This window comes from Rheinheimera tilapiae (assembly GCF_042432165.1).
GTDB classification, from domain to species: Bacteria; Pseudomonadota; Gammaproteobacteria; order Enterobacterales; family Alteromonadaceae; genus Pararheinheimera; species Pararheinheimera tilapiae.
This window is the reverse complement of record NZ_JBHLXP010000011.1, coordinates 126208-142466: the sequence shown is the minus strand read 5'-3', so window position 1 is coordinate 142466 and position 16259 is coordinate 126208. Positions and strand designations below refer to the sequence as shown.

The following is a 16259-nucleotide window of genomic DNA, read 5'->3' as shown; positions in this document are numbered from 1 at the left end:
CAGGCGGATGTCGCCTGCAGGACCTACAGATGAATGATGACCGACTCGACAAACTCAGGCTGGAACTGCGCCGCGGCGTGTTAGTGCTGGCCGTACTGGCATCCAGCCGCACCCCGCAATACGGCTATTCGCTGCGTAAACAGCTGAATGATAGCGGGATTGAAATTGACGAAGGCACTTTGTACCCGCTGGTCCGCCGGCTGGCCGAACAGGGGTTACTGGATAGCCAGTGGCAAATGGCGGAAGGACGCGAAAGGCGTTATTACCAGCTGTCAGCCGTGGGTGCAGAAGTGTTGGCGCAACTAAGCACAGAGTGGCAGCAGTTACATGGCAGCCTGGCGACTTTACTGGAGCAACAATGATGGAATTACTGGAACGTTATCTGGCTGCGGTGGCAGCTGAGCTGCCGGTTGATCAGCAGCAAGACATTATCCGTGAACTCAGAGCAAATTTACTCGATCAGATTGATGCGTTGCAGCAGGACGGTCGGCTGGACGAGGCGCAGCTCAGCCAGCTGTTGTTGCAGCAAGGCCACCCTGTCGATGTGGCCCAACGTTTTGCACCTAGTGCGCCATTGGTGGCCAGTGAAGATATGCCGCTGTATCGCACTGTGCTGTGGCACGGCGCTGCGCTTGTGGCGGTGATCGCCCTGCTGAAAAGTCTGGGTGGATTAGTGCTGGCGGATTCGATCAATCCGGTGCGGCTTTTCCTGCAGTTAGGTTTTAGCTTTATCGATAGTTTTGCGACCTTACTGCTGATAGTGACTGCAGTTTTTTATCTGTGCGGCCGTGCCGGCTGGACCAAAGAATGGCGACAACGCCAATGGCATCCGACCCGGTTGCCACATTATCCGCTGGCTCGGATGAAGTTGTCGGATAGCATCACAGATTTAACCAGCACCTTGTTTTTGCTACTGCTGCTCTGGACACCTTTATGGTTGTCGGTAGAAGCGCAACAACATCTGCCGGTCCGGCTGGCAGAAGGGATGGAGCACTGGCGTTATTTGCTGACTTTTTTTGCGGCCTTATCTACGGCTTTCGCTTTGTACCGGCTAACGCAGCTGAGCTGGCAGCGCTGGAGTAAGTGGTGTTATATCGCCGATCATCTGGTGTTCGCAGTAATTTTTGCCGCCATGGCGTTAAAAGGCGGTGTGTTCATCGAACCTCCACAGTTAACCGACGGTGCCCGCTTTTTCTGGACCCATGCGGCTGGCAGCATCTCATACATCTTGCTGGCGACTGCTGCGGTGCTGGTTATACTGGCCATTGCCGAGTATCGGCACATGCGCCGGCTGTGATAAATCGACTTAGGCTGTGGCATTGGCCACAGCCTAAGTAAATGATTCTGCAATGATTGTTTTTTCAACAAGAACTCTGGCATTAAAGCGAAGCATTCTCAATTGCATGTGTATGATTTAATTGATATTTTCTGGAATCTAAAACTCGACCCCCGCCGTAAATCTGACTACAATGCTCAACAATTTCCCGCTTTCAGTGCCTGTGTTTACAAAAAAGGAGCCCGGCGATGCAAGGTGATGCCGCTGTACTGAGTATCCTCAATGAGGTACTGACGTCTGAACTGACGTCGATTAACCAATATTTCCTGCATGCCCGTATCTACAAAAACTGGGGCCTGCAAGAACTGAATAACGTCTGTTATAAAAAATCTATCCGCGACATGAAACAGGCCGACGAGCTGATTGAACGTATCCTGTTCCTCGAAGGCTTACCAAACCTGCAAGCGCTGGGCCGGTTGCGGATCGGTGAAGACACCGCAGAAATGCTGCAATGTGACCTCGAATTCGAACTGGAACAAATACCACTGCTGAAAAATGCTATCGCTTTGTGTGAGCAAAAGCAGGACTACGTCAGCCGCGAAATGTTGCAGGAAATTCTGGAACACGAAGAAGAACATATCGATTGGATCAATGCGCAGCAGTACCAGATTGGTGCCATGGGTATTGAAAATTATCTGCAAAGCAAAGTCAGCGGGGAGTAAGCAGCATGCAAGGCAAACAAGCAATAATTGATGCACTGAATGTGCTGCTGGCCAATGAACTGAGTGCGATGGACCAGTATTTTATCCACTCGCGGATGTATCTGGACTGGGGTCTGCACAAGCTGTACGAGCGTATTGACCACGAAGTGACCGATGAAAAGGCGCATGCTTCTGCCATTATCGAACGGATTTTATTCCTCGAAGGTACGCCGGACATGAGCAAACGCGATGCGCTGCAGATTGGCACTGATGTCCCATCGATGCTGCAAAATGACCTGAATGTCGAATACAGCGTGGGCAAATTGCTGAAGCAAACCATGGCATTGTGTGAGCAGGAACAGGATTATGTCACGCGCAGCATGTTGCAAAAGTTATTGGATGACACCGAAAACGATCACGCACACTGGCTGGAACAGCAACTGCGCCAGATCAAGCTGTTCGGCTTACCCAATTATTTACAGTCACAAATTTAGCTGCAGTCGTAACTGTAAGCGCAGCCACCGTTTTAATCACTGGCTTTGCCAGATAATAACAGGCAGGCAACTCTTCATAGGCCGGGACTCCCCGGCCTTTTTTTGTCCGGCATCTATCACGTAAATGATTCATCGCGCTGCAGCTGTCAGCTAAAGAGCGTCCAGGCGACCATACTGCCAAGCAATAGATAAATCAGCATCGGACCTACGGTGAGCTTGAGCAGGGCGCGTTCTTGCCCTTGTAAGCCAACAACGCTGGCAGCCGCCACCAAATTAAGCAGACAGACCATATTACCTGCATTGGCGCCGAGCATCTGCAAGGCCAGAACAAGTGTCGGGTCAAGCACTGCTTGTTTTGCCAAATTGAGCTGCATTTCTGCAAACAACAGATTCGAGAAAGTAGCCGAACCGGCGATAAAAGCGCCCAGAGCCCCCAATAAAGCGCTAAAGCCTAACCAATACTCAGCCAGAGAATTCCCTGCCAAAGTTGCCAGATAAGCGGGCATCCCGGGCAATCCGGCGCTATTGATGTCCGAATGCACAAACAGCCGGACCAGCGGCAGCGCAAACAGCAGCGTCAGGGCTGCGCCACTGAGCTTAGGCCAGCAATCTCGCCAACAGGACAATAACAGAGCGCCAGGCTTATTTCGGTTCGCCAGAAATAGCAGAACTACCAGCATAAATAGCGTACCGGGCAGATACAACGGGCTGACCTGAGTGCTGATATCAGTGCCAAACAAGCTGTTAAAAGACCACTGGTAAGATAACAACGTGGCTTTAAGGGGGAGCCAGGGTAAACGACTGAGTAATAACAGAGCTATCACGGCCAGATAGGGCGCCAATGCTGACCAGATTTGCTGCGGGGTTACCCCGTTACAGCTGTCGGTTGGCAGGGCATCTTCTGGGTATGCTAATGGCCTGCAGCGTTGATACAGGTAGCTGACCAGAAAACCAGTTAAGGCTGCTAACATGGATGGAAATTCAGGGCCAGCCAGTTGTAACCAGCACCAGGCACTTATGCTGTAAGCAAAGCCGGCCACCAGTGCATGTGGCAGCGCTGGTCTTAGCGGAAGCTTTGGATTAAACAGCCGGCAATACAGCATTAACATCAGCACAGGTAGTACCGGCGCGGCAAGCAAGTCTAACAATACCAATTGGTTTGCTACAGCCAGTAGTTCCGTTGCTGGCAATTGAGCGCCCTGCGCGACACCAATCAGCAGTGGGGTGCCCAAAGCGCCAAAACTAACCGGCGCAGAATCTGCTATCAGAGTCAGCACTACGGCCGCGACTGGGGGAAATCCAAGCGTTACTAACAGCGGAGCCAAAATTGCTGCCGGCGTGCCGAAGCCGGCAATCCCTTCCAGAAAGGCCACACCAAACCAGCCGACCCACAGCAGCTGCAGCCGTGGATCTGGGCTTAATTTAGCAAATCCTTGCCGAATGACGTCAAGCTGTCCTGTTTGCTTCTGATAGGCCAATAGAAACAAGGCCCCTGCCATAATCCACAAAACAGTTGCAGCGATAATGATGCCTTCTGTAGTCGCTGCCGCAAGATTTGTTAGTGGAATTTTCCAGTAATGGAAAGCGAGAACACTGCTGACGGCGAAAGATAACGCCATGGCCACGGAAGTTTTTAAACGAAACCCAATCAACAATATCAGGACCAGTAGAAGTGGGGCTAAGGCGGTCAATAAGATCAACGGTCATGCTCCGGATAGTAGAATTAAAACGCATAGCGACATTCGCCGGTGTGCATAGCAAGACTAATCAGCCAAGTTTGATGTATATCTCGACTGTCTCGGTAGTCGGCACTGCAGAGTGTAATATGAAGCTTCTCTGGGAGAGAACATGCGAGTACTGAAGTCAGTGAATATTGATATCGGAATCAGAGTATTAACCGGCTAAGCGTCTACAAGGTCGCCTTGCCTGGAATTTCGGCAGGGCTAGAATTGCATAATTTATCAGCATCTGGCCGTTCAGGTACTATCAGCCAGACGCAAGCACTTGAACTGCGCCGGCATTTTTGCCACACTGCGCCGGCATCACAAAATGCGGGCGTCGTATAATGGTAATACCCCAGCTTCCCAAGCTGGTGCCGTGGGTTCGATTCCCATCGCCCGCTCCAACCTTCACCTTGCTTGTTGTCTGTTCTGCTCCGCCGTTATATTGCTGGTTGTGTCCATCTGATTTCACCTAAAAGCCGGAGCCTTGTGTTATGCCTGTGTCGCAACTCACCACCACTTTTTCTGCTGATCAAATCGGCGCTGCAGCGCATCAACTGCGGCAAAGACGCCAGATCGGCCAGCCTGCAGGTTTGTTAGCCGACCAGTACCGACCCCTTTTACTGGCTGACGCACTGGCGATCCAGCTGCAGGTCGCAACACAATACAGCGCCGTGATTGGCTGGAAATGTGGTTTACCGTCGGTGGATGCCAATGGTCAGCTGAAAATCGTGCTGGGGCCTTTGTATCAAAACGAGCTGCAACAAGGCGCTGTTTGTGCGCTGTGGCCATCTAGCACCAGTCAGGCGCGGGTCGAACCTGAATATGCTTATCCGCTGCTGAAGGATCTGTTGCCAGGCGATAACGAACTGAGCGATGCGGATGTTTTCGCTGCGATCGGCACTCCGCATCTGGCGCTGGAGCTGATCCAAAGCAGATACCAGCCGGATGCTGGTGCGCTATATCCTGATCAGCTGGCAGATGGTTTGTTTAATCAGGGTCTTTGGCTTGGACCTGTGCTCAACGGGCCGGAGCAGGCCAGTTTTGCATTGATGCTGAAGCAATCCGACCAGACGTCAGTGACTCATGCCGCCCGCCATCCGAATGACAATCCGCGTGCGCCTTTACCCTGGTTGGTGAATTTTCTGCGTGCGCAGGGAGTGCCGCTGCGAGCCGGTCAAGTGCTGATCACCGGCTCTTTTGCCGGTGTGCTGGAGTTGCCGTTTGGCGCCGATATCCGCTGGCAATTTGGCGATGAACCGGCATTTCAGCTGAGTTTTTGCCCGCGTTAACGCACCGTCGCTGAACTATTCCATCAGACTCAGTCTTACTTTTTTTGCCGTGACGGAGTGTATTGATGGATTTTTTACCGACCACAGCCTTCACCTTCAGCCCTTTGCTGGCGTTTGCCTTGCTGCTGCTGGTGGGAGCTTTGGGTGGCTATCTGGCGCATCTGACGCGCTGGTTGCCCAGTATCACCGGTTTTATGGGCGTCGGATTTCTGATCGGCCCCAGCGGCCTCGGGTTATTAGATAAGCAAACGTTACTGGACGCGCGCATCTTAGTCGATATCGCGCTGGCCCTGATTTTATACCGGCTCGGCACTTCACTGGATTTACGGTTTATTCGTCAGCATCCGGCGCTGGTGCTGACCTCACTGGCGGAAGCCAGCGTGACTTTTATCGTCTGTTTTTGTGTCTTGCACTGGCTTGATTTCAGTGTGGTACTGTCTGCGCTGATTAGCGCTATTCTGATTTCTTCTTCTCCGGCAGTACTGCTGCATGTTGCGCATGAAACCGGCGCGAAAGGTCCGGTCACCGAAACGGCTAAAACACTGGTGGCACTGAACAACTGCTGGTCTTTTCTGGTGTTTGCTGCGGTGATCCCGGCATTGTTATTGGACCAGCAGGCTGGTTTAGGTCGGGTGATTTTGCAGCCGTTGTATCTGCTATTTGGTTCCGCGTTGCTGGGCGTGCTGATCGGCAGCCTGTTACATTTCCTTTGTCTGCGCACACAAAAAGCGGAGCAATACAAAATGGCGCTGGTGATCGGCAGTCTGATGCTGACCCTGGCTTTGGCCCAGCAGCTGCAATTATCGGCACTGTTTGCGCCGTTGTTGGTCGGGATCACCGTACGCAGTCTGGAGCGCGGGCCACTGGTGTCTGAACTGAATTTTGGCGCTGCGTTTGAGCTGTTTTTCATCGTGTTATTTGTCTTTGCCGGCGCCAAATTACAGCTCAGTGCGCTGTGGCAGTTTGGTTTGGTGATAGTGTCGTTGGTTGTGGTGCGCTCGGTAGCTAAAGTATTGATATTGTGGCTGGCCGGTACCATGCAGCGCCAACGGGCGCGGGCCAGTGCCAGTACCGGCATGTTGCTGGTACCTATGGCCGGGCTGGCGATTGGTCTGGCTCAAACCAGCAGCGGCCTGAGTGCTGAACATGCCGCCGTGATCAGCGCCGTTGTATTGGGCGCTGTGACACTGTTTGAAACTATCGGTCCCCCGCTGGCGGCATTTGCCTTCCGGTTTGCCGGCGAGGCCGGTTTAGCCCATACAGCGGACAGCCCGCCAATGCGTTTGTCTCAGCCAGACAGCTGGCAGGAAACGGGGCCGGCGGTACAAGTAACATGGCATTGGACTCATTCGGCTAAATCCGCTGTTGAGCCAGCCACTGTACCTGCTATGATTCCACAGCAGTTAGTTGAAGCAGGAGCCACTAAAGATGCAGTTTCCGCCACAGATTCAACAACAAAGCTGTCACGATTGTTTAAGTGGCGCTGACCTTGGCTTTGAGATCCGCATGGCGTTTCAGCCAATTATCGAGTGGTCGAGTCAGTCGATCGTTGGTTATGAAGCGTTGGTGCGTGGCAGTCAGGGTGAAGGCGCCGCCACCGTGTTGGCGCGGATTAACGAACACAACAAGTACTATTTTGACCAGGCCTGTCGGGTGAAGGCGATTGAAACTGCGACCCGGCTTGGGCTGAGCAAATTACTCAGCATCAATTTTATGCCCAATGCGGTGTATAACCCAGAGACTTGCATCCGCGCCACGATCGAAGCGGCTGACTTGTATGGCTTTGATATCCGCAACATCATGTTTGAAGTGACGGAAGGCGAGCAAATTCTTAGCCACAGTCATTTACTGAAGATCTTCCAGAGTTATGCCGCCCGCGGTTTTATTACTGCCATCGATGATTTTGGTGCCGGCTTTGCCCATGAAGACTGGTTGCATTCGCTGAAACCGCGCGTGCTGAAGCTCGATATGGCGCTGATCCGTGATATTGATCAATCCACTGAAAAACAACAAAGATTGCAGCAGATCCTCACACAATGTGCGCTTTTGGGCTGCAAAGTACTGGCTGAAGGGGTAGAAACTGCAGCTGAGCTGACTTATCTGGCCGCGCAGGGGATTGACTGGTTTCAGGGTTATTTCTTTGCCCGGCCACAGCTGGAAGTGCTGCAAACCGAGGCAGAACTGCATTGTTGGCAGAATTAACACTGCCAACACAGACCGGCCTCGAGCACCTTTCGCCTCATCAATGCGACCAGCAATATTTAATTCCATCTCGACATAAAGCCATCTAAACGCCTAAAAGTCTGTTTTGTTGCTATTTTTGTAATCTGTCAGTGTTGAGTACCAACAAAAATCGGGTTAGGGTGAGTTGAAACTGCAGAAAAAAACGCCAGAGCGCGCTACAAGGCGGCTATGAGCAACAAGGCAGGCAATGCAACGAGGAGAGTGGGAATATGTCGCAATATGCTGCCTTAAGAGCGAACGTGGGTTTGCTCGGCACACAATTAGGGGATACGGTCCGTAATCAGCTTGGATCTGCGTTGTTGGAGCGGATTGAGCAAATCCGTTTACTCGCCAAACAAGCCCGTGCCGGCACTGAGCAACAGGATCAACAGCTCAAACAGATCCTGGCCAGCCTGACCGATGATGAGATCCTGCCGGTCGCCCGTGCTTTTGCCCAGTTCCTGAATCTGGCCAATTTGGCCGAACAACATCACACCATCAGTAAAGACGGCGCAGCGTCGATTGAAAAACCACAGCCGCTGCAGGAATTACTGACTTTATTAAAAAGTCAGCAGGTCGATGTGGAAAAGACCCGTCAGGCGGTGGCGGATTTATCCATCGAATTAGTGCTGACCGCGCATCCGACCGAAGTGACACGCCGCACGCTGATTTATAAGCTGACGCAAATTGCCGATTGTCTGGCGCAGCGTGAGCAAGATTTAACCGCGCACGAACTGGCACGATTGGACGCTCGACTCAGTGATTTAATCACTCAGGCCTGGCATACCAATGAGATCCGTGAACAACGGCCGACGCCGGTCGATGAAGCTAAATCCGGTTTCGCGGTGATTGAAACCTCGTTGTGGCAGGCTATTCCGGAGTTTATCCGCGAACTGGATGAAGCGTTAACACCAGTGCTGGGCCATGGTCTGGCACTGGATGCAGCGCCAATCCGTTTTTCTTCCTGGATGGGTGGCGATCGTGACGGCAATCCTTTTGTCACGGCCAAAGTGACTCGCCAGGTGCTGTTGCTCAGCCGCTGGAAAGCCGCTGATTTATTTGCGCACGATCTCGATATTCTTGGTAACGAGTTGTCGATGAACCCTGCCAACGCCGCGCTGCAAGCCGCAGTGCCGGGCTCTACCGAGCCATATCGTGATTTATTAAAAGTACTGCGTGGCAAACTGCTGCATACCCGTGACTGGCTGACTGAAGCACTGAAACATGACCGTTTGCAGCGCCCGGATGATTTGTTGTGGCATAACCAGCAACTGCTGGAACCCCTGCTGCTGTGTTATCACTCGCTGCGCGACTGCAAAATGGACGTCATCGCCAATGGTTTGCTGCTGGACACTATCCGCCGCGCCTACGCTTTTGGTCTGACCTTGTTAAAACTTGATGTGCGGCAGGAATCTGGCCGGCACACTCAGGTGTTCAGCGAATTCACCCAGTATCTCGGCATTGGCGATTATGCGCACTGGGAAGAACCGGCGCGGCAGGCCTTTTTACTGAATGAACTGGCCAGCAAACGGCCATTGTTCCCGCGTAACTGGCAACCCAGTGCTGAAGTGCGCGAAGTGCTGGATACCTGTGACATTGTGGCGCGACATGGCGCTGAAGCCTTGTCGACCTATGTGATCTCGATGGCTGGTAAACCTTCGGATGTACTGGCCGTGCAGCTGCTGTTAAAAGAAGCCGGCATCAGCTTCCCTATGCGGGTGGCGCCGTTGTTCGAAACGCTGGCAGATTTAACCAATGCGCCGGAATGTATCAGCAAATTGCTTGGTATTGACTGGTATCGCGGTTATATCCAGGGCAAGCAGGAAGTGATGATCGGTTATTCCGATTCGGCCAAAGACGCCGGCGCTATTGCCGCTTCGTGGGCGCAATACAGCGCGCAGGAAGCCTTAGTGGCGATCTGTCAGCAGGCCAAAGTGCAGCTGACCCTGTTCCACGGGCGTGGCGGCACAATCGGCCGTGGCGGTGGTCCGGCGCATGCTGCGATCCTGTCGCAACCACCGGGCAGTCTGGCCGGCGGTATGCGTGTGACAGAGCAGGGCGAGATGATCCGCTTTAAGTTTGGTTTGTCTAAACTGGCGCAACGTTCTTTGGCTTTATACGCCTCGGCGGTGCTGGAAGGCGTGTTATTGCCACCACCAGTGCCTAAACCAGAGTGGCGTGCCTTGATGGCGCAGCTGGCGACGACTTCGTGCGACGCCTACCGCGCCGTGGTACGGCATCATCCGGAATTTGTGCCGTATTTCCGTGCTGCGACGCCAGAGCTGGAATTGGGGCAATTGCCGCTGGGCAGCCGGCCACCAAAACGTAATCCAAACGGCGGTGTCGAGAGTCTGCGCGCCATTCCATGGATCTTCGCCTGGTCACAAAACCGGTTGATGTTGCCAGCCTGGCTTGGTGCCGGCTCCGCACTGGCTGAAGCCGTGGCGCAAGGCCAGACCGCGTTGCTGCATGAAATGCGCGCCCAGTGGCCGTTTTTCGCCACGCGTTTGTCGATGCTGGAAATGGTTTATCTGAAAGCGGACGCGCAAATTGCGGCTTATTATGATGAGAAACTGGTGCCGGAACATCTGCTTGGCCTTGGCGCGCAGTTACGCAGCCAACTGTCTGCTGACACGGCCTTGTTGCTGCAGCTGATTGACCGGCCGGATTTAATGGCGAACGAAGCCTGGATCCGCGAATCCATTATGCTCCGGAACACTTATGTCGATCCGCTGCATATCCTGCAGGTAGAGTTGTTGAAACGGGTGCGCCATGCGCCGGAAACCGTCAATGACAATATCAAACGCGCGCTGATGGTCACTATCGCCGGTATCGCTGCCGGGATGCGCAACTCGGGCTAACCCGCCGTTGTTAAGCAAGCCCGTATTTGCCTGTGCAGATGCGGGCTTTTTGTTTTTTCGTGGTGTGGTTGATCGGAGTGTCGGCCCGGGCGTAACTAGAGTACGGTGTTATCGTAGTACTTTCACGGAAGCTTCCTCATGTCCACTCTGACCATTTTTTATGACGGTTTTTGCCCGCTCTGTGTGCGCGAGATGGCGCAGCTGCGTCGTATCGATCCAGACGGCGACAAGTTGACACTGGTGGATATTCAGCAGGCGGAAATGGCGCAGCAGTATCCGCAAATCGATGTGGCAGAAGCGGGGCGTATTTTGTTGTCACTGACCGCTGATGGTCAGATTTTACGTGGGCTGGATTCAACGCACGCCGCCTGGTCCGCAGTGGGCAAAGGCCATCGCACGGCATTTTTACGCTGGCCGCTCATTCGCTGGTTTGCCGATAAAATCTATCTGTGGTTTGCCGCCAACCGTTATCAGGTGTCGTATTGGCTGACCGGTCAGGCGCGCTGCGATAGCGGCAGCTGCGCCCGGCGCGACTGATGCTGCTAATCAGCCCGCGATGTCGTCAGTTTTCTGCTTTAATGTCCGTTCTTTAAATTCCTGCAGGCCTTGCTGGATCAGGCTGTAAGTCTCGTCGATATCTGTTGCCACTTTACCTTCGAGTTTTTTCAGCCCGGTCAGAATGTCACGGGCGTCGGCAAAGCCTTGATCGATGCCTTTGCCGATTTCCTGCATAAACTGCTCGAGGCCATCTTCGTCGTTCAGTTCCGGGTTTTGCTCACGAAAGGCCTGGTAAAAATTAGTCGCGAAACCAACAATCCGATCGGCGGTAGCCTGGGGCGAAGTGTCTTCGTTGTTGTAGGTTTTATTCAGGCCGGTCTCTGCTGTTGCCTCAGTACTGCTATCCTGGTTTTGTCCTGCCGGCGACTGTGCAGCCAGACGTTTTTCCACAGCATCACTGATCGCCCGATACAGCAAATTCATCGCTTTATCGTCGGATTGCAGGCTTAGAGACAGTTGATTGTCGAGAATGGTTTGATTGAGTTGCCGTTTATTGGCTTCGGATAGTTCACTGGCGCTGGTCTTTTTAGCGGTGTCTTCAACGGGGTTGCTGTTCGCCTGATAGCGGCTGGCGGCGGTACTGACGGTCGGTTGGATACTCATGGTGGCGATTTCCTGACTCAGTTAGACAGACTATAGCTGCGTTATCGGCAGGAAGTTGCCGTTACTTGAGCAAGAATTTGCCGCTGTTGCCGTTATTTTCAGCAAGGCCGGACTGATCCGGCCTGCAAGCGGCTAACTCTGGCTTAGAAACCGGTTTCAAACTGTGCAGTGGCCGAGACAGATTCATAAGTGCCGTTGGTATACAGCACAATGGCGCTGACTACATGTTCCTGATAAGGCGTAATTTTGAAGTTACAGCTGGTCGACGTTGCGGAGCAGTTCTGGCCGCCTTGCCAAATCACCTGCGCCACCGGAGCTGCGAGATTCTGGATACGGAAATACGCGGTGACCGGGGTGTAGTTCATCGAGAAATTCATACCAAAACAATAGCTGCTCCAGCCACTATTTTGAGTGGTACCGACGCGGCATTCCATATCAGCAGCCTGTGCGGTGCCAGTTGCCATAGCGCCCAGTAACAGTGCCGCGCTCAATAATGATTTTTTCATGATATTGTCCCTTGGATTGTTGTTGCACAGAAATAATTTGTTGTCGCCCGGAGCTTCCGGTCTGCCAAACGCTAACCCGCTACGTAGGGATACAACATGTCTGTGTCGCAAAAATCACAACAATATCTGAACTTTATCAATCCTTGGTCGGTTCTGACTTTGAATCGGCTCAGAACGGGCACGCCGGGTATTGGCGTATCCCTGCCGACGCTGCCTGGCGCAGGATACGCTGACTGTTCACCGGAACGGCCAAGGCAGGGAGATCGGGCAGTGCATCGGCCGGCCGGCCGCTAATCACCTCATATAAAATGTACGCGGTTAGTAAAGCACCGGCAGGCGCCGCGTGATTGCCATCGTCACTGTGCAGTTTCAGTTCGGGGTATTGTTGCAGTACTTGATCCCAAACTGGCCCCACCGGCGCAACGCAGGCCGCTTGTTCGGCAGCAATTTGCTGATGCAGCCGGAAGATGCGCATGCCTTCTTCAGTGTTACCCGCGCGTGGATGTTCCGGAAACAACACTGGTGTGACACCCCGGGCTTTGGCCAGCGCGATCCAGCTTTTGGCGCCCGCCGTTGAATAGTTGTAGAGTCCGGTGGTCGAGTATTTCTGCGCTTGCAGGATCAGATGGGTCCATTGACTGTTTTCGAGCAAAGGCCGGCTGACTTGATCTTCGAGCCGCTCGTCCAGATAAGGCGCGCCGCCAGCGCGCAGCGAACTGACGGTTTTGCTGGTCCCTTGCTGTAACAAGGTCTGCAAAGTGCCCGGCAAATTATGACTGCCCGAATGACTGTTGCCAAACAGCAGAATTTGCAACGAATTGAGCTGACGATTGTCCGGCACCGCCTGATTCGGGCCCGTTTCAGGCATCGGTTCTGTTGGGATGTTGCTGACCGGCGGCAGCGTTGGCGCGGTCTCGGATTGTTGTCCGCCACAGCCTGCTATCACAATCAAGAGCAGCCAGATAAATCGCCACTTGTGTAGGCCCATCATATTGCCCTAATCAATGAGGTTGGAGGTTAAGGTTAAAGGACCGGCGTAGTACTGTGGTGCAGAGCGTGACCAGCGGGTATAGTTTGGGGTGACTGTGGTAGTGTCGTCGTCCTTTGGGCTTTTCCCTGCATTCGACTTTGTGGCAGGCGGTTCGTGCTGATGTCAGGGGCGACTTCGCGGGTGCAATGACAGGCGTCGGGCTTTATCGAGCATGCCTATCAGTTTGCTACGCAGAGTGAAAATGGCATTTTACTGTCGATATCAGTCGCGACAAAAACAGTATCCAACTGAATTAATGACAAAAAAAGGAGCTGAAATCAGCTCCTTTTTTCAGATAAACACGTTACACGGGAAGGATTTAGAAGAAATTCTTCTTAAATTCGACGCCGATGATCCGTGGTTCGTTGACAAAACCAGTGTTGTTGTTGAAATCAATCGCACCTTTGACGTTGTCTTCATCGGTGATATTGCGGCCAAACAACGCCACTTCATAGTTACCATCGTAGTTCATGTAACCGATGCGCAGACCGGCTTCCTGATTGTCGTCGACGGCAAATTCTTTGGCTTCGTACAGGAACAGGTTAGTTTCACCCTGGAACGCCACGTCACCATAGATGTAGATCTCACCGGTTGGCACCGGGAAGTCATACCGGCCATTAAAGGTCAGAATAGTTTTTGGAGCTTGCGGGAACGGGTTACCGTCAACAAAAGCACGGCCCTGCGCATTCAGTTTGTCAGTCGGCGTACAGGCGCCTGAACCACAAGTCGCCACCAGCAGGTTGGCATCTTTCAGTTCAGTGTCGTTATAGCTGAAACCACCACCTAAGGTGAGGTTAGAGGTTACACGCCAGTCGGCATCCACTTCAAAGCCATAGCCAGTGCCTTTGTCTGCATTGAGCAGCGCGTTGCCTTGTGAGGCACCACCGATAGCAGACAGTTGAATGTCGTTGATGTTGTAGTAGAACACAGCACCGTTTAAGCGCAGGGTGTTACCCAGCAGGTCTGCTTTGGCACCAAACTCAACCGAATCAATAGTTTCTGAATCTGCTACTGAAGGATTGCCTTCAAATGCCAGATCACGGCCCTGAATCGACTGGGCGCGGAAACCGTGCGCCAGACGACCGAACACTGAATAGTTGTCGGTCACGCGATAGTTGGTTGCCAGTTCCCAGCTGATTTCATCGTCATCAACGTCAACCGGTGCATACTTTTGGATTTGCGCAGCGCCAATCACTAAAGCGAAGCCGTCGACGTTTTGATCGCCAACAGTGAAGCCTTTTTCATCGTAGGTGTAACGCACGCCCGCGGTGACATCCCAACGGTCAGTCAGGTTGTAAGTGCTTTGACCAAACAGCGCCCAGCTGGTGTTTTCATGATAGACAGTGGTGGCACCAAAGAAACCGTCGACGCTGGTCACGCCAAAAGACGAATCAAAGTAATAAGCACCAACCTGCCAGTCCACGTCGCTTGCCGTGTCGCTTGCCAGACGGAATTCCTGAGTGAACTGTTCTAAATCTTTTAACTGATCTTCAGTCACGGCCTGAAATGGGATAAAACCCGGGCCTGCTTCAGTACCACCGTCGATATCGCCTTTACCTTTACCGTCGGCATTTTCCTGCGCGGTAATAGAGGTAAACGTCATGCCGCCAGATAAATCAATATCAAGCTTTAACGACGCACCGAAGTTGTCATATTTCTGGAAGTTGTTGCCGCCATCGTTGTAAGACACGGTATCACGGTCGTAATTCCCGTTCAGACCGCTGCTGCCTTTATCAAACACGTTGGCGCGGAACACTGACGAAGTACCGTCCAGTTTGCGGCCATGCACGTTTAACAGCGCTTCAATATCGCCACTTTCGTACAGGAACTGCACGCGACCGGCTTTCTCATCGAAGCCGCCCATCACGTCTTTCTCTTTTTTGAAGCTGTTATCGATGTAGTCATCGCGATTTTGTGACAGCACAGATACCCGGGCTGACAGCGTATCGCTCAGGCCACCACCGGCAGCACCTTCGAAATTCATCGTGCCGAGGTTGCCGACGGACAATTTGGTATATGCATCAAAATCCTGCCGTGGCTTGGCTGTGTTGAATTTGATGATACCTGCCGTGGTGTTACGGCCGAATAATGTGCCTTGTGGCCCGCGGATCACTTCTACCGCTTCCATATCAAATAACGGGAAGCTTTTGAGGATCACGTTTTCCATCACCACATCGTCCATGATGATGGAAACTGGCTGAGACGCGGCCAGATCGAAGTCGGTGTTACCCAGACCACGGATATAAAAACGTGGTGCAGCACGACCGTTAGATGATTCTGCATACAAGCCTGGTACTTTGACCGCTAACGCCTGAATGTCATCACCGCCTGCAAAAATCGCATCGAATTTCTCGCCGCCTAAAGTGGCAACAGAGATAGGCACTTCCTGCGTGCTCTGGACGCGTTTTTGCGCTGTGACTGTAATACGCTCAAGTTGCTGATCGTCCTGTTTGGCTTTGTCACTTTCCTGCGCCATCGCAACAGGAGAAAGACCAACAGCAGCTGCAAATAATGCAGCATGGATCTGCATGGCTAACACAGAATGTTTGCTTTTCATCAATGGATTACCCTTAGGTGTTTATCTGTTATAGAGAAAGCGTCTTTGCGCTTATGCCGCCGGAGCAGATATTGCTGCCTGCTAAGGTGTAGCAGGTCGAACCACATCTGTCAGCTGAGTTCAGGCTTGGAGTGACCACGCACCTGAATAAACGGCGGCTTTGTGCTCTTTCCATTCAATGATGACCGATTCAGTCGGAGTTAAAATGCCTTCAGGCGAGGCGCTTGCTTGCAGGTTTAGTGGTACTAAATCAAAAGCAAGGAACGACGTCTGAAGGCATTTTAAACCGACCCTTCGGGCGAGCTTCAGGGCTTTCAGAACTTCGTTGCCTCGTTTCGACAGAGCGCCACTATGCCTTCAACGAGCCGCCTTGTCTTGAAAGCCCTGAGGCTCGCTGAACTCGGCATATTGAGTGGAAAGAGCACAAGTATATCAGC

General features: G+C 52.7%; 14 protein-coding genes and 1 tRNA gene. 10 read left to right on the top strand and 5 right to left on the bottom strand.

Going from position 1 to position 16259, the window contains the following annotated elements; translation table 11 throughout:
- Positions 1 to 29: 29 nt before the first annotated feature.
- The 4 genes from ACFFJP_RS21120 (at position 30) to bfr (ACFFJP_RS21105) (ending at position 2471) form a co-directional block, all read left to right on the top strand.
- Positions 30 to 362, top strand: a complete 333-nt coding sequence (locus ACFFJP_RS21120; protein WP_377249065.1) for a PadR family transcriptional regulator — start codon at positions 30 to 32, stop codon at positions 360 to 362.
- Complete coding sequence (locus tag ACFFJP_RS21115) at positions 359 to 1297, top strand: hypothetical protein (protein WP_377249062.1); 939 nt, start codon at positions 359 to 361, stop codon at positions 1295 to 1297. The genes ACFFJP_RS21120 and ACFFJP_RS21115 overlap by 4 nt, the downstream gene beginning before the upstream one ends.
- Before the next feature lie 227 nt (positions 1298 to 1524).
- The gene (gene bfr / locus ACFFJP_RS21110; protein WP_377249059.1) at positions 1525 to 1998 is read left to right on the top strand and encodes a bacterioferritin; all 474 of its coding nucleotides are present in this window, start codon (positions 1525 to 1527) and stop codon (positions 1996 to 1998) included.
- Between the two features lie 5 nt (positions 1999 to 2003).
- Complete coding sequence (bfr, locus tag ACFFJP_RS21105; RefSeq protein ID WP_377249056.1) at positions 2004 to 2471, top strand: bacterioferritin; 468 nt, start codon at positions 2004 to 2006, stop codon at positions 2469 to 2471.
- Between the two features lie 146 nt (positions 2472 to 2617).
- On the opposite strand, the gene ACFFJP_RS21100 is transcribed toward bfr (ACFFJP_RS21105), so the two are convergent.
- On the bottom strand, positions 2618 to 4171 hold the full coding sequence (locus ACFFJP_RS21100; RefSeq protein ID WP_377249053.1) for an L-lactate permease: 1554 nt from the start codon (positions 4169 to 4171) through the stop codon (positions 2618 to 2620).
- Positions 4172 to 4522: 351 nt separating this feature from the next.
- On the opposite strand from ACFFJP_RS21100, the gene ACFFJP_RS21095 reads away from it, so the two are divergent.
- The 6 genes from ACFFJP_RS21095 to ACFFJP_RS21070 all read left to right on the top strand — a co-directional run bounded on the left by ACFFJP_RS21095 (position 4523) and on the right by ACFFJP_RS21070 (position 11105).
- Positions 4523 to 4596 (top strand) — tRNA-Gly (locus ACFFJP_RS21095).
- A gap of 90 nt (positions 4597 to 4686) precedes the next feature.
- Positions 4687 to 5484 carry a hypothetical protein gene (locus ACFFJP_RS21090; protein ID WP_377249050.1) on the top strand — a complete coding sequence of 266 codons (798 nt, stop codon included), beginning with the start codon at positions 4687 to 4689 and terminating at the stop codon, positions 5482 to 5484.
- A 65-nt stretch (positions 5485 to 5549) separates the two neighbouring features.
- Complete coding sequence (locus ACFFJP_RS21085; protein ID WP_377249047.1) at positions 5550 to 6971, top strand: cation:proton antiporter domain-containing protein; 1422 nt, start codon at positions 5550 to 5552, stop codon at positions 6969 to 6971.
- Entirely contained in the window at positions 6913 to 7686 is a 774-nt protein-coding gene (locus tag ACFFJP_RS21080) for an EAL domain-containing protein (RefSeq protein WP_377249044.1), read from the top strand. The genes ACFFJP_RS21085 and ACFFJP_RS21080 overlap by 59 nt, the downstream gene beginning before the upstream one ends.
- Positions 7687 to 7937: 251 nt before the next feature.
- Positions 7938 to 10568 carry a phosphoenolpyruvate carboxylase gene (ppc, locus tag ACFFJP_RS21075; protein ID WP_377249041.1) on the top strand — a complete coding sequence of 877 codons (2631 nt, stop codon included), beginning with the start codon at positions 7938 to 7940 and terminating at the stop codon, positions 10566 to 10568.
- Positions 10569 to 10706: 138 nt separating this feature from the next.
- On the top strand, positions 10707 to 11105 hold the full coding sequence (locus ACFFJP_RS21070; RefSeq protein WP_377249038.1) for a thiol-disulfide oxidoreductase DCC family protein: 399 nt from the start codon (positions 10707 to 10709) through the stop codon (positions 11103 to 11105).
- Positions 11106 to 11114: 9 nt separating this feature from the next.
- Here the strand turns inward: ACFFJP_RS21070 and ACFFJP_RS21065 are convergent, their stop codons facing one another.
- From ACFFJP_RS21065 to ACFFJP_RS21050, 4 genes are all read right to left on the bottom strand, one after another.
- Positions 11115 to 11729, bottom strand: coding sequence for a DUF5610 domain-containing protein (locus tag ACFFJP_RS21065; RefSeq protein WP_377249035.1), 615 nt, complete (start codon positions 11727 to 11729; stop codon positions 11115 to 11117).
- A gap of 143 nt (positions 11730 to 11872) precedes the next feature.
- Complete coding sequence (locus ACFFJP_RS21060) at positions 11873 to 12235, bottom strand: hypothetical protein (protein WP_377249032.1); 363 nt, start codon at positions 12233 to 12235, stop codon at positions 11873 to 11875.
- A gap of 169 nt (positions 12236 to 12404) precedes the next feature.
- Positions 12405 to 13103 carry a hypothetical protein gene (locus tag ACFFJP_RS21055; RefSeq protein ID WP_377249029.1) on the bottom strand — a complete coding sequence of 233 codons (699 nt, stop codon included), beginning with the start codon at positions 13101 to 13103 and terminating at the stop codon, positions 12405 to 12407.
- 481 nt (positions 13104 to 13584) lie between these two features.
- A complete protein-coding gene (locus tag ACFFJP_RS21050; RefSeq protein ID WP_377249026.1) occupies positions 13585 to 15822 on the bottom strand; it encodes a TonB-dependent receptor in 2238 nt (745 codons plus the stop codon).
- Between the last annotated feature and the right edge of the window lie 437 nt (positions 15823 to 16259).

What these genes read in the sequence shown, in the direction of transcription:
- ACFFJP_RS21120 (WP_377249065.1), top strand. Translation starts at nt 30, where the DNA reads ATGAATGATGACCGACTCGACAAACTCAGGCTGGAACTGCGCCGCGGC.
- ACFFJP_RS21115 (WP_377249062.1), top strand. Translation starts at nt 359, where the DNA reads ATGATGGAATTACTGGAACGTTATCTGGCTGCGGTGGCAGCTGAGCTG.
- bfr (WP_377249059.1), top strand. Translation starts at nt 1,525, where the DNA reads ATGCAAGGTGATGCCGCTGTACTGAGTATCCTCAATGAGGTACTGACG.
- bfr (WP_377249056.1), top strand. Translation starts at nt 2,004, where the DNA reads ATGCAAGGCAAACAAGCAATAATTGATGCACTGAATGTGCTGCTGGCC.
- ACFFJP_RS21090 (WP_377249050.1), top strand. Translation starts at nt 4,687, where the DNA reads ATGCCTGTGTCGCAACTCACCACCACTTTTTCTGCTGATCAAATCGGC.
- ACFFJP_RS21085 (WP_377249047.1), top strand. Translation starts at nt 5,550, where the DNA reads ATGGATTTTTTACCGACCACAGCCTTCACCTTCAGCCCTTTGCTGGCG.
- ACFFJP_RS21080 (WP_377249044.1), top strand. Translation starts at nt 6,913, where the DNA reads ATGCAGTTTCCGCCACAGATTCAACAACAAAGCTGTCACGATTGTTTA.
- ppc (WP_377249041.1), top strand. Translation starts at nt 7,938, where the DNA reads ATGTCGCAATATGCTGCCTTAAGAGCGAACGTGGGTTTGCTCGGCACA.
- ACFFJP_RS21070 (WP_377249038.1), top strand. Translation starts at nt 10,707, where the DNA reads ATGTCCACTCTGACCATTTTTTATGACGGTTTTTGCCCGCTCTGTGTG.
- ACFFJP_RS21065 (WP_377249035.1), bottom strand. Translation starts at nt 11,729, where the DNA reads ATGAGTATCCAACCGACCGTCAGTACCGCCGCCAGCCGCTATCAGGCG.
- ACFFJP_RS21060 (WP_377249032.1), bottom strand. Translation starts at nt 12,235, where the DNA reads ATGAAAAAATCATTATTGAGCGCGGCACTGTTACTGGGCGCTATGGCA.
- ACFFJP_RS21055 (WP_377249029.1), bottom strand. Translation starts at nt 13,103, where the DNA reads ATGCCTGAAACGGGCCCGAATCAGGCGGTGCCGGACAATCGTCAGCTC.
- ACFFJP_RS21050 (WP_377249026.1), bottom strand. Translation starts at nt 15,822, where the DNA reads ATGAAAAGCAAACATTCTGTGTTAGCCATGCAGATCCATGCTGCATTA.